This window comes from Pseudomonas sp. 58 R 12, from assembly GCF_900005865.1.
GTDB lineage: Bacteria > Pseudomonadota > Gammaproteobacteria > Pseudomonadales > Pseudomonadaceae > Aquipseudomonas > Aquipseudomonas tritici.
In genome coordinates this window covers 692,397-704,428 of sequence record NZ_CVTP01000016.1, presented here as the reverse complement: position 1 = coordinate 704,428, position 12,032 = coordinate 692,397, and the positions used below count along the sequence as shown (strand labels likewise).

The window sequence follows — 12,032 nt, the reverse complement described above, 5'->3', positions numbered from 1 at the left end:
TTATCCGATATTCGACAGTTTCAGCAGATGGCGCAGATCGTTGAGCAAGTCCTTGCCCTTGACCTTAGCGTCGTAGCGCAGCACCAGGTTGCCGTGGGGATCGACGATCCACAGCTGTGCATCGCCCGGCGCGCCGGCGTCCTTGGTGAAGGTCGCCAGGTCCAGCGGGTAACGCTGCAGTTGCGGGTATTCAGCCTTGAGCTTGGCCTCGTAGTCGGTGGTGACCGGCTGCGCACTGGCCAAGGCGTGGCTGGCACGGGAGGCGTCGCGGCCGAGACCGATCTGCAATTGGCGCGCGAGGTACACCAGTTGCTGGCAATCCGCGGCACAGGCAGCGGGCGCGGTGACCAGCAGTTGCCAACGCTGTTCATCGGCTTGCACGCCAATATCGGCGCGGGTCTGGCCGTTGCCGATCATCTCGCCATGGTAGCTGCGGCTTTCCGGCACCCAGAACTGCAATTTGTACATGAAGGTCGCCAGCGCCATCGGGCCGATCACCATCATCAGGATCAGCAACAGCTGCCAACGGCCTTTGCGCCGATCAGGCACGTCAGACATGTTGAGTGGATTCATGGCCGCTCCCATGGGGCTTCTCCTTTTTGTTGTGCCATCCGAGGTAGAGGTAAAGCGCCAGCAGGGCCAGCGACATGGCGAACCACTGCACGGCATACGCCAGGTGTTTTTCCGGCCCCATGGCCACGATGGGCCAGGTGGTTTCGTAGGTGCCGGGGCCTGCTTCGGCCCGTAGCTCGTAGGCGAAACCGCTGCGCCCCAGTTCAGCCCACAGCGCGGCCGGATGCAGGGCGGTCAGCAAGCGCGGCCATTGCGCGCTCGCCGGGTCGGCATGCAGTTGGAAGGTTTCGCCGGGGGCGACGTACACCCAGGCATCCAGGTTCAAGGGCTGCTCAGGGGTGGCAAAGACGGGCGGCGTGCGCCGATCCGGCCAAGGCAGCCAGCCGCGATTGAGCAAGAGCCACAGCCCGCTGGCCTGGTCGTGGAAGGGTTGCAGCAGCTCTACGCCGGCCTTGCCGTCACGCAGGCGGTTATCGAGAAACACACTGTGTTCGGCGTCGAATTGCCCGCGCAGGCGCACACGACGAAAAGCCGGGTCAGCCAGCTCGTTGAGCTGTGCACTGCTGATCGGATCAGCCGCGCGACGCTCGGCATAATTGTCCACCATCAGCTGTTTTTCATGGCCGCGGGACAATTGCCAGAACCCCAGGCCCACCATCAACGGCAGCAGCACCAACACCACCAGCGTCGGCGCAATCCCGGGGCGAAAGCTTTTCATGGCGCTGGCTATACTTGTTTTCATTGCCCGCCCATCCAATTGGAGCCAGACCATGCTCAAAGCCGCTATTGCCCTGATGCTGATCGCGACTGTCGTGAGCCTGTTCAGTGGCTTGTTCTTTCTGGTCAAGGACGAGGGCAACTCCAACCGCCTCGTCACCGCCTTGACCGTGCGCGTGGTACTGGCCGTGATCACCGTGGCGCTGATCGCCTGGGGCTTTTTCAGCGGCCAGCTGGTTTCTCATGCGCCGTGGTAAGGCGCCTCACAGCACATAGACGAAGAAAAACAGCCCGATCCACACCACGTCCACAAAGTGCCAATACCAACTCGCTGCTTCGAAGCCGAACTGGTGCTCGGCATTGAAATGTCCCTTCAGGATGCGCATCAGCATCACGAACAGAATGATGGTGCCGATGGTGACGTGCGCCCCATGAAAGCCGGTGAGCATGAAGAAGGTCGCGCCGTACACGCCCGAGCCGAGCGTGAGCCCCAACTCTTTATAAGCGTGGATATATTCCTCGGCCTGGAACCCAAGAAATGCCAGGCCCAGCAGCACGGTGATCGCCAGCCAAATCTTCAGCGCGCCGCGATGGCCTTTGCGCAGGGCATGGTGGGCGATAGTAATGGTCACGCTGGAACTCACCAGCAAGATGGTATTGACCAGCGGTAGGCCCCACGGACTGATGGTCCCCTCCGGCGCGGGATACAGTTTCGGATCAGGGTTGTTAAGCAACGGCCAGGCAAACTCGAAGTTTGGCCACAGCATATGCGCAATGCCTTTTGAGCCTTCGCCAGCCAACCACGGCGCCGACATGTGCCGCACATAAAACAGCGCACCAAAGAACGCGATAAAGAACATCACTTCGGAAAAGATGAACCAGGTCATGCCCCAGCGGAACGAGCGGTCCATCTGCGAACTGTACAAACCGGCACGGCTTTCCTTGATCACCGCGCCGAACCAGCCAAACATCATGTAGGCCAGCAGCAAGCCACCCACGAAAAAGATCCACGGGCCGTGGGATTCCGGGCGCGCCGCCTTCAAGTCGTTGAACCACAGACCCAGGCCATACACGGTGATCAACAAGCCAAACGTGGCAATTATCGGCCATTTGCTTTGCGCCGGTACGTAGTACGTATCATGAGTCGACATGTATTCGCTCTCCTGATTGAGCGGGCAAACAGTAGCTAGCCACCGGTATGGACAGCCACGGGCGGTTGGCGCGCGGTGATATCAAACAGCGTGTACGCCAGGGTCAGATGCTTCACATCCTTGGGCATGTCGCGGTCGACAATGAAGCGCACCGGCATCTCAATGCGCTGGCCTGGCTGCAGCACTTGCTGGGTGAAGCAAAAGCACTCGGTCTTGTGGAAGTACATCGCCGCTTCGGCCGGGGAAATGCTCGGCACGGCTTGGGCCGTCATCGGTTTGTCAGTGGGGTTGTAGGCCACGAACAGCATCTCGGTCACCGCGCCCGGGTTGACCACCACTTCGTCAGCCTTGGCATAAAAATCCCACACCATATCGATGGCATTGGTGGACAGGAACTGCACGCGCACCTGGCGTGAGGGGTCCACCACCTGCGAGCCCTCGTACTGCCCGGCGGTCTTGCCGTTGATGCCGAACGCTTTGCACATCACGTCATAGATCGGCACCAGCGCAAAGCCGAAGGCGAACATCGCCACCACCAGGATCAGCAGGCGGGTGACGAGGCGTTTGAGCGGAACGGACTCAGCCATCACACCACCCCCGCTTTTGACTTTCTGTGGGAGCTGGGAGTAGTAGCCACCAATGTGCTCACTTGACCTCCGGCGGCGTAGTGAAGGTGTGATACGGCGCGGGCGAAGGAATGCTCCATTCCAGGCCCTCGGCGCCATCCCACGGTTTAGCCGGCGCCGGTGTACCGCCACGGATGCACTTGATCACGATAAACAGGAAGAAAATCTGCGTGGCCCCGAACATGAATGCGCCAATCGACGAAACCATGTTGAAGTCAGCGAACTGCAGGTTGTAGTCCGGCACCCGGCGCGGCATCCCGGCCAGCCCGACGAAGTGCATCGGGAAAAACGCCAGGTTCATGCCCACGAAGGACAGCCAGAAGTGCAGCTTGCCCAGGGTTTCGTCGTACATGTGGCCGGTCCATTTCGGCAGCCAGTAGTAGGCCGAGGCGAAGATGCCGAAAATCGCGCCGGGCACCAGCACGTAATGGAAGTGCGCCACCACGAAGTAGGTGTCGTGGTACTGGAAGTCGGCCGGGGCAATCGCGAGCATCAAGCCGGAGAACCCGCCGATGGTGAACAGAATCACGAAGGCCACCGCAAACAGCATCGGCGTCTCAAACGTCAGCGAGCCTTGCCACATGGTGCTGACCCAGTTGAACACCTTCACCCCGGTGGGCACGGCGATCAGCAGGGTGGCGTACATGAAGAACAGCTCGCCCACCAACGGAATACCGACCACGAACATGTGGTGCGCCCAGACGATGAACGACAGGAACGCAATGCTCGCCGTGGCGTAGACCATTGAGGTGTAGCCGAACAACGGCTTGCGCGAGAAGGTCGGGATGATCGAACTGACGGCGCCAAAGGCCGGCAGGATCATGATGTACACCTCGGGATGGCCGAAGAACCAGAACACATGCTGGAACAGCACGGGGTCACCGCCACCGGCCGCACTGAAGAAGCTGGTGCCGAAGTGGATATCCATCAGCATCATGGTCACGCAGCCGGCCAACACCGGCATGACTGCGATCAACAGGAACGCGGTGATCAGCCAGGTCCAGACGAACAGCGGCATTTTCATCAACGTCATGCCGGGGGCACGCAGATTGAGGATGGTCGCGACCACGTTGATGGCGCCCATGATCGAACTGATGCCCATCAGGTGGATGGCGAAGATAAAGAACGTCACGCTTTCCGGTGCATAGGTGGTGGAGAGCGGCGCGTAGAAGGTCCAGCCGAAATTCGGCCCACCTCCGGGGGCGAACAGGGTCGATACCAGCAGCAGAAACGCCGCCGGCAGCAGCCAGAAGCTGAAGTTGTTCATGCGCGGCAGGGCCATGTCGGGTGCGCCGATCATCAGCGGAATCATCCAATTGGCCAGGCCGACAAACGCCGGCATGACCGCGCCGAACACCATGATCAGCCCGTGCATGGTGGTCATCTGGTTGAAAAACGCCGGCTCGACGATCTGCAAGCCGGGCTGGAACAATTCGGCACGAATCACCATGGCGAACGAACCGCCGAGCAGGAACATGGTGAAGGCGAACCACAGGTACAGGGTGCCAATGTCTTTATGGTTGGTGGTCAGCACCCAGCGCATCAAACCCTTGGCGGGGCCGTGGGCATGGTCAGCGTGACCATGGTCATCGATCACAGCGCTCATGGCCGTTCTCCTGAGAGCAAGTGGGCAGGGCGGGTCGAGGTAAACGCCATGAAAGAGGTCATTTGCTTTCCGCCTGCTTGATGGCCAGCACGTCTTTAGGCGTGACCATGTCGCCTTTGTTGTTGCCCCACGCGTTGCGCTCGTAGGTCACCACGGCGGCGATATCCACTTCCGAGAGCTGCTTGCCGAAGGCGGCCATCGCGGTGCCGGGCTTGCCGTGATAGACGATGCTCAGGTGGCCTTCTTTCGGGCCGGTGGCGATCTTCGAGCCCTTGAGTGCAGGGAACATCGGCGGCAGGCCCTGGCCTTCAGCCTGGTGACACGCCACGCAGGTGGTGTGGTAGACCTTGTCGCCACGCGCCACCAGCTCTTCCAGGGTCCACTCCTTGGAGGTCAGCTCCTTGAGCTTGGCGGCCTCTGCCTTGCGCTCGCCGAGCCAGGTTTCGTAATCGGCCTTGGACTTGACCTCGACCACGATGGGCATGAAGCCGTGGTCCTTGCCGCACAGTTCGGCGCACTGGCCACGGTAGATGCCGGGCTTCTCGACACGCGTCCAGGCCTCGTTGACGAAGCCGGGGATGGCGTCACGCTTGACCGCAAAAGCCGGCACCCACCACGAGTGGATCACGTCGGCGGCCGTCACCAGGAAGCGCACTTTGGCCCCCACTGGCAACACCAGCGGCTGGTCGACTTCCAGCAGGTAGTGTTCGCCCTTGGTCGCCTGGTTGTAGATCTGTTCGGCGGGCGTGGCCAGGTTGCTGAAGAACTCCACGTCCTGGCCCAGGTATTTGTAATGCCATTTCCACTGGTAGCCGGTGACCTGGATATCGATATCCGATTCACTGCTGTCGTAGATATTGATCAGGGTCTTGGTCGCCGGAATGGCCATCGCGATCAGGATCAGCAAGGGCACTACGGTCCAGAGGATCTCCACGGTCGTGCTCTCGTGGAACTTCGCCGCGACCTGGCCCGTGGACCGGCGATGAACGATCATCGACCAGAACATCGCGCCAAACACGATGATGCCGATCACCACACAAATCCAGAAAATGGTCATGTGCAGGTCGAACACAGCGTGACTGACTTCTGTCGCCCCTGGCGCCATATTCGTTGTCCAGGCGGCATGTGCCTGGCCGAATACTGACCACAACAGGAGGCCCATCCAAACATGTGGATGTCGCATCATTGCGGGTTCCCCTTATCGTTCTTGTTATCCCGCCGGTTTGCACCTGCGTCGAAGGGAGCGGCTTCCATACTGCTTACAACCGCTTAGCCTTGCCTGCTTATGCAGTCTGGCGTCATCAGCTAATCGCGTACAAATCCGAGTATAGACAGGCTCTGCAACCCCGCAATGTGTAGGGGTAAATGAGCTGAAATGAGGCATTTGGGCCTAATGAAACAGGCTGCGGAATCGTTTATGCGCTGCGCTATCGCGATTCGATATAACGCCTGCGCATAACCATGAAATAATTATGACAAATGCGTCTGAGGCGCTCGTATAAACGAGCTACCTTATCCTCTCCCTTTTCCTACGCCTGCATCACTGGAGCCTTCATGAACACCGCCGCATTGCGCGAGCAGATTTCCCGTGCCCACCAACACGAAACCAGCACGGGCCAGCTTGCCCAGCAACTGGAAAAACAATTGCCGCACCTGCATTCGGCCATTTCCCTGGCTGACGGTGATCGCAACATTGTCATGAGCCGCTTTGTCACCGCCTACATCGACCTCGTCCCGGATTTGCTGGACGCTGCCAACGACGTGGCCCGCGAGGCCGGTATCGAAAGCCAGATCAAACCGGTGCTGAAGATCGCCGAGCATTTCTTCCTGCAGCCGCCTGCGATCCTGGCGGGCCACGAGGGGCTCGACGGCCTGCTGGATGAGGCTTACCTGGCCCATCGCCTGGTGGAAGAAGTCAACGATCTGTATATCAAGCATTTCGGTCAGCCGTTGATTCCAGCGGATACCACTGTGGCTAACGTGATTGCCCACCAACTGATTGGCGAAACATTCGCTAATCAACTGGATGAGGCGGTGCATCACGCAGTGGATGAAATGCTCAACGAAGAGAGCTTTGCGCTGGAGTCGGTGGAGGCTTACCGCGAAACGCTCAAAAGCCCGAACACCGAGGCCGCGTGGAAGCGCTGGCCGTGCCTGTCGCGGCAGTTGGGGGTTGAGTTGGCGTTGGATCAGCCGGCCTAGATCTTAGATCCAATGCAAAACCCATGTGGGAGCGGGCTTGCTCGCGAATGCTATGGTTCAGTCAACACTTCCGGTGACTGACACTCCGCCTTCGCGAGCAAGCCCGCACACATTTTGATCCGGTTTCGTCAGCTTACAGATGGCGCCGAACCTATCCCCGTTGTCATTCGCACCCGCCCTTCCAACCGGCGCTTCAACCCACGCGCCTCGATCACCAGTGTCGAACCCTTCGCCGCATTGGCACGCCCCCATTCCTCCAGTAACTCCAGGCAAGAATGGTCAATGTAATTCAGGTTGTTCAGCGGTACGTGCAAGGTCGTCCCAGCGGGCACTGTTGCCAGCACTTGAGTCAACGCCGGCACTTTCAGGAAGGTCGCCGCCCCCGTCAGGCGCAGCTCCATCTCATCGACCTGGGGCAAGTCGATCAGGCTGACCTTAAGCCGTGAGGCCTTGAACGCCAGTTTGACCAACGTCAACCCAAAGCCCACCAGCACGCCGGTCAGCAGGTCGGTAAAGATGATCGCCAGCGCCGTGGCCGCATAGGTAAACATCGGCATCCGCCCATAGCGCCCCAGCGCCTTGAACGCCTTGATGTCCACCAGCTTGATCCCGGTATACACCAGCACACCCGCCAGGCTCGCCACTGGAATGCTTTGCAGCACGCTCGACAGCAGCAATACGAAACCCAACAGCCACACACCGTGGAACATCGCCGACAAGCGCGTCGTGGCACCGGCCTGTACGTTGGCCGAACTGCGTACGATCACACCGGTCATCGGCAGGGCACCGACCAGGCCACACAGCATGTTGCCTACACCTTGCGCAGACAATTCCCTGTCAAAATCAGAACGCTGACCGCTGTGCATGCGGTCGACCGCCGCAGCGGAGAGCAGGGTTTCGGCACTCGCGATAAACGCCACGGCGAACGCGGCGATCAACAGTTGCGGATCAGCGAGGTTCAGCAAGTCGCTGGGACGCAGCCAGTCGATGGCATCGGCGAGATTTTCCGGCACCTCCACACGCTTGACCTGCAACGCCAGCACCAAACTGACAACGGTGGTCAGGCCAACGCCCAACAAGGCGCCCGGCACAAAGCGCAGGCGTTGCGGGCGTAATTTGTCCCAGGTGTACATCACCAGCATTGTCGATAAACCGAGCAATCCCGCCTGCCAGCCAAGGCCGCCGCCCAGGGTCGGGATCGCTTCAGCCAACGCCGCAGGGAAGCCTGCCAGGTTATCCAGCCCCGAAGGTTTGGGCGCGCCGTCGAGCATCACGTGGATCTGCGACAGCACGATCAGCACGCCAATCCCTGCCAGCATGCCATACACCACCGCCGGCGCCGTGACACGGAACCAGCAGCCCAGACGCAAACGCCCGGCGACCAGTTGCAGAAAGCCCGCCAGCAACAGGATCGGCCCGAGCATCATCATCCCGTGCTGACGCACCAGCTCGAAGACCAGCACAGCCAAACCTGCGGCGGGCCCACTGACTTGCAGCGGCGACCCTGCCAGCCAACCCACGACCAAACCACCGATGATCCCCGTGATAAGCCCTTTGGCCGGCGGCATGCCGGACGCAATAGCAATGCCCATGCACAGGGGCAGGGCAACCAGAAAAACAACCACCGAGGCGAGCAGCTCTCGTGGCAATACAGCTTTCAATTGAGCAGCACGCATGATGACTCTCCCGAGGCATTGGCCGGGCGCGGTAAAACCTGGCTGCATCCATGGCAGCCACCGCTTTACCCGACAGGGAAGTGTTTTAGAAGCGCGCTTTAGGCGTCGCGGAAGGAATCGGCCCATCGCCGCCCAACGGCAGGAACGTCGATTGATCCGCATCGTAGGCGCGGATTTCGCTGGTCTCGATGTTGTAGATCCAACCATGGATGAACAATTGACCATTGGCCATGCGCGAAGCCACGGAAGGGTGGGTGCGCAAATGTTGCAGCTGGGCGATGACGTTTTCTTCAGTCAGCACCTTCATGCTCTCGCCTTCGTTGGCGCAGTCGCAGTTGTCCTCGACCATGGATTTGGCGACCTCGGCATGTCGCAACCAGGCCCTTACGGTCGGCATCTTCTCCAGGCTGGCGGGGTTGAGCACCGCACGCATGGCGCCACAATCCGAGTGCCCGCAGACAATGATGTGCTGCACGCCCAAGGCCAGTACGGCGTACTCAATAGCGGTGGAAACGCCACCGTTCATCTGCCCGTACGGCGGCACTACGTTGCCGACGTTACGCGTCACGAACAGGTCGCCAGGGGAGCTTTGTGTGATCAGCTCGGGCACGATGCGCGAGTCAGCGCAGGTAATGAACATCGCCCGTGGGCTCTGGGCCGTGGCGAGTTTCTTGAAGAGTTCTTCCTGTTGGGGGAAGACGTCGTGATGGAAATGCAAAAAGCCGTCAACGATATGCTTTAGCGCTGCATCGGCGGTTTCCGCCACCTGAGGGGCTGAAGCCGACGCAGCCAACGGCTGTTTATCCTTGTCACTCATGATTCATCCTCTTGATTAATGCAGGGGAGTTTTCAGGTCAGTTCGACGCCAGGCCATTGGAAAAGTTGTAAACCGCCCAACGGTCAGAGTGCCGACTCATCAGTCACTCGCTGAACAAGGTAACCGTCGAAACTTAACTCAAACTGAATGAACCGCTCTAGAACGCGGCTTTCAGTGATGTCAAAAGGCGATTATTCCTACAAGGCGGATGCCGCCTTACACGTCAGTCTACAACAATGCCATCTGCCTGCCCGGTGGGCAGAAGGCTGTGCAATCAAGATTGAACCCTTCCCGACGGTCGAGCCCCAGCCGCTTGATCGCCTTGTTGAACCGCTGGGCCAGCAGATCGGCAAATGGCCCTTCGCCGCGCATGCGTACACCAAAGCGGCTGTCATACACCTCGCCGCCGCGCACCTGGCGCACCAGGCTCATCACATGGGCCGCACGTTGCGGGTAATGCGCCGCCAGCCACTCTTCAAACAACGGCGCCACCTCAAGCGGCAGGCGCAGCATCATGTACGCCGCGCTCTGTGCGCCCGCCGCGTGGGCTTCGGTGAGCAGGCTTTCCAATTCGCTGTCGTTGATCATCGGGATCATTGGCGAGCACAGCACCCCCACCGGGATCCCGGCCTCGCGCATCACCCGAATCGCCCGCAACCGCGCCTTGGGCGCCGCCGTGCGTGGCTCCAGGATGCGCTTGAGCTCGTCGTCCAGGCTGGTGAGGCTGATCATCACGGCCACCAAACGCTGCCGGGCCAGCTCGGTGAGCAGGTCGAGATCGCGCAGAATCAGTGACCCCTTGGTGATGATGGTCACCGGGTGCCGATAGCGCAGCAGCACTTCAAGGGTTTGCCGCGTGATTCGGTACTCGCGCTCGATAGGTTGGTAAGGGTCGGTATTGGAACCGAGATTGATCGGCGCACACACGTAGCCGGGCTTCGACAGTTGCTGCTCCAGCACATCCGCGGCGTTGGTCTTGGCGATGAGCCTGGTTTCGAAATCCAGCCCCGGCGACATGTCCCAATAGGCATGGCTGGGCCGCGCATAGCAGTAGATACACCCATGCTCGCAGCCACGATAAGGGTTGATCGAACGATCAAACGGCAAGTCCGGCGAGTTGTTGCGGGTGATGATGGTCTTGGCCGTTTCGATACGCACTTCGGTGCCCTGGGTCGGCGGCACTTCCTGATACCAGCCGTCGTCCTCGACCACGCTGACGGTGGGCGCAAAGCGGTTGTGCAGGTTGGTGGCCGTGCCCCGACCACGGGGCGGCAGCGGAGTAGACATGAAAACGCCTCGATACTGTTTTTATATACAGTATCGAGGCACAAGGTTTCTGACCAGTGCCGTTTGGCGGTCAGTGCTTTTGAGTGACCTGTCCCAGGTCGTCACCCGAGGTGGTGCGCATATCGTTCTTGCGCAGGTCCGCCACTTCGCTGGCTTTCACCGGCGCGCCTTGGTTGCCCCAGCTGCCACGAATGAAACTGACCACATCCGCAACTTCCTGGTCCGACAGGCGCCAGGCAAATGCTGGCATGGTGAAGGTCGACGGCGCCGCGTGCGTAGCCGGCAACGTGCCGCCGTTCAACACGATGTTGATCAACGACGTGGCATCCGCCGTCTGTAATACCGGGTTGCCCGCCAGCGCCGGGAACACCCGCGTGTAGCCATGGCCGTCAGTACGGTGGCAGGCCGCACAGTTGTCGATGTACACCGACGCACCTCGCTTGCTGTCATCACCTTTCCACAGGGCATCAGCCACCTGCTTGTCGTACTGGTGCGGCTGGTCCTTGGGGTCTACCGCCGGCAGGCTCTTGAGGTAACGGGCGATAGCCGTCAGGTCATTTTCCGACATGTGCTGCATGCTGTGGACCACAACATCGCTCATGCCACCAAACACCGCACTGCGATCACTGCGGCCGGTCTTGAGGAATTGCACCAGCTGCTCCTCGCTCCAACTGCCGAGGCCGTCCTTGTGGTCGCCGCGCAGGCTCTTGGCGATCCAGCCCTCCAACGGCGCACTGCCAGACAGGAACGCGTTGCCATCAGTGGCACTCAGGGCTTTTTCCTGCATGGTCAAAGCCCGTGGCGTATGGCACGCGCCACAGTGGCCAAGGCCTTCCACCAAATAAGCACCACGGCTGATCACCGGGTCAGCATTGGCGGGCGCCTGGTAGTCCGCCACCTCGGGCGCAAACATCCAGCGCCACGCCGCCAACGGCCAGCGCATGCTCAGTGGCCAGGGAATATCGCTGTCCTTGTTCTCCTGGGCGACCGGTTCAACACCCTTCATGAAATACGCATACAACGCGTGCATATCGCTTTGGCTGACACGTGCGTAAGACGGGTAGGGCATCGCCGGGTAAAGCGTACTACCGCTCTTGGCGACGCCATGGCGCACGGCCTTGTCGAAGTCTTCAAAGCTGTAGTCGCCCAGGCCGGTCTTGTCCGGCGTGATGTTGGTGGAATAGATCACGCCGATGGGGGTTTCCATCGGCAGGCCGCCGGCGAACGGTTTACCGCCCTTTGCGGTGTGGCAGGCCACGCAGTCACCGGCGCGGGCCAGGTATTCGCCCTGCTTGACCAGATCGGTCTCAGCCGCGCTTACCGAGCAGCTGCTGAATAGGGCAAACGTCGCGATAACAAGTGCTTTCATGGTCATCG

At 60.3% G+C, this 12,032-nt stretch carries 12 protein-coding genes; 2 read left to right on the top strand and 10 right to left on the bottom strand.

Annotation, left to right across the window (positions count from 1 at the left end; genetic code table 11):
- Together BFP95_RS12580 and BFP95_RS12575 are read right to left on the bottom strand one after the other, a co-directional pair.
- Complete coding sequence (locus tag BFP95_RS12580) at positions 1–585, bottom strand: hypothetical protein (RefSeq protein WP_065875673.1); 585 nt, start codon at positions 583–585, stop codon at positions 1–3.
- Complete coding sequence (locus tag BFP95_RS12575; protein ID WP_065880365.1) at positions 551–1,315, bottom strand: SURF1 family protein; 765 nt, start codon at positions 1,313–1,315, stop codon at positions 551–553. Before BFP95_RS12575 ends, BFP95_RS12580 begins: the two co-directional genes overlap by 35 nt.
- Positions 1,316–1,343: 28 nt before the next feature.
- Between BFP95_RS12575 and BFP95_RS12570 the strand changes: the two genes are divergently transcribed.
- Positions 1,344–1,547, top strand: coding sequence for a twin transmembrane helix small protein (locus BFP95_RS12570; RefSeq protein ID WP_016978774.1), 204 nt, complete (start codon positions 1,344–1,346; stop codon positions 1,545–1,547).
- A 6-nt stretch (positions 1,548–1,553) separates the two neighbouring features.
- On the opposite strand, the gene BFP95_RS12565 is transcribed toward BFP95_RS12570, so the two are convergent.
- Genes BFP95_RS12565 through coxB form a run of 4 tightly spaced genes read right to left on the bottom strand, consistent with a single transcriptional unit; the run spans position 1,554 to position 5,859 of the window.
- Positions 1,554–2,441, bottom strand: a complete 888-nt coding sequence (locus tag BFP95_RS12565) for a cytochrome c oxidase subunit 3 (protein ID WP_065875625.1) — start codon at positions 2,439–2,441, stop codon at positions 1,554–1,556.
- A gap of 35 nt (positions 2,442–2,476) precedes the next feature.
- Entirely contained in the window at positions 2,477–3,028 is a 552-nt protein-coding gene (locus tag BFP95_RS12560; protein WP_065875624.1) for a cytochrome c oxidase assembly protein, read from the bottom strand.
- Positions 3,029–3,086: 58 nt separating this feature from the next.
- Positions 3,087–4,673, bottom strand: coding sequence for a cytochrome c oxidase subunit I (gene ctaD, locus BFP95_RS12555; RefSeq protein WP_065875623.1), 1,587 nt, complete (start codon positions 4,671–4,673; stop codon positions 3,087–3,089).
- A 58-nt stretch (positions 4,674–4,731) separates the two neighbouring features.
- Positions 4,732–5,859 carry a cytochrome c oxidase subunit II gene (coxB, locus tag BFP95_RS12550; protein ID WP_065875622.1) on the bottom strand — a complete coding sequence of 376 codons (1,128 nt, stop codon included), beginning with the start codon at positions 5,857–5,859 and terminating at the stop codon, positions 4,732–4,734.
- Between the two features lie 368 nt (positions 5,860–6,227).
- On the opposite strand from coxB, the gene BFP95_RS12545 reads away from it, so the two are divergent.
- On the top strand, positions 6,228–6,875 hold the full coding sequence (locus tag BFP95_RS12545; protein WP_065875621.1) for a hypothetical protein: 648 nt from the start codon (positions 6,228–6,230) through the stop codon (positions 6,873–6,875).
- A gap of 128 nt (positions 6,876–7,003) precedes the next feature.
- Here the strand turns inward: BFP95_RS12545 and BFP95_RS12540 are convergent, their stop codons facing one another.
- The 4 genes from BFP95_RS12540 to BFP95_RS12525 form a co-directional block, all read right to left on the bottom strand.
- Positions 7,004–8,551, bottom strand: a complete 1,548-nt coding sequence (locus tag BFP95_RS12540) for a SulP family inorganic anion transporter (protein ID WP_065891267.1) — start codon at positions 8,549–8,551, stop codon at positions 7,004–7,006.
- 85 nt (positions 8,552–8,636) lie between these two features.
- Positions 8,637–9,368 carry a carbonic anhydrase gene (locus BFP95_RS12535; protein ID WP_065875619.1) on the bottom strand — a complete coding sequence of 244 codons (732 nt, stop codon included), beginning with the start codon at positions 9,366–9,368 and terminating at the stop codon, positions 8,637–8,639.
- A gap of 228 nt (positions 9,369–9,596) precedes the next feature.
- A complete protein-coding gene (locus BFP95_RS29785; RefSeq protein ID WP_065875618.1) occupies positions 9,597–10,655 on the bottom strand; it encodes a PA0069 family radical SAM protein in 1,059 nt (352 codons plus the stop codon).
- A 70-nt stretch (positions 10,656–10,725) separates the two neighbouring features.
- Entirely contained in the window at positions 10,726–12,024 is a 1,299-nt protein-coding gene (locus tag BFP95_RS12525) for a c-type cytochrome (RefSeq protein WP_065875617.1), read from the bottom strand.
- Positions 12,025–12,032 lie beyond the last annotated feature (8 nt).

Bases quoted from the DNA above. Each gene is read 5' to 3' on its own strand.
- BFP95_RS12560 (WP_065875624.1), bottom strand. From the start codon at position 3,028: ATGGCTGAGTCCGTTCCGCTCAAACGCCTCGTCACCCGCCTGCTGATC.
- BFP95_RS12540 (WP_065891267.1), bottom strand. From the start codon at position 8,551: ATGCGTGCTGCTCAATTGAAAGCTGTATTGCCACGAGAGCTGCTCGCC.
- BFP95_RS12580 (WP_065875673.1), bottom strand. From the start codon at position 585: ATGGGAGCGGCCATGAATCCACTCAACATGTCTGACGTGCCTGATCGG.
- ctaD (WP_065875623.1), bottom strand. From the start codon at position 4,673: ATGAGCGCTGTGATCGATGACCATGGTCACGCTGACCATGCCCACGGC.
- BFP95_RS12570 (WP_016978774.1), top strand. From the start codon at position 1,344: ATGCTCAAAGCCGCTATTGCCCTGATGCTGATCGCGACTGTCGTGAGC.
- BFP95_RS12575 (WP_065880365.1), bottom strand. From the start codon at position 1,315: ATGAAAACAAGTATAGCCAGCGCCATGAAAAGCTTTCGCCCCGGGATT.
- BFP95_RS29785 (WP_065875618.1), bottom strand. From the start codon at position 10,655: ATGTCTACTCCGCTGCCGCCCCGTGGTCGGGGCACGGCCACCAACCTG.
- BFP95_RS12545 (WP_065875621.1), top strand. From the start codon at position 6,228: ATGAACACCGCCGCATTGCGCGAGCAGATTTCCCGTGCCCACCAACAC.
- coxB (WP_065875622.1), bottom strand. From the start codon at position 5,859: ATGATGCGACATCCACATGTTTGGATGGGCCTCCTGTTGTGGTCAGTA.
- BFP95_RS12565 (WP_065875625.1), bottom strand. From the start codon at position 2,441: ATGTCGACTCATGATACGTACTACGTACCGGCGCAAAGCAAATGGCCG.
- BFP95_RS12525 (WP_065875617.1), bottom strand. From the start codon at position 12,024: ATGAAAGCACTTGTTATCGCGACGTTTGCCCTATTCAGCAGCTGCTCG.
- BFP95_RS12535 (WP_065875619.1), bottom strand. From the start codon at position 9,368: ATGAGTGACAAGGATAAACAGCCGTTGGCTGCGTCGGCTTCAGCCCCT.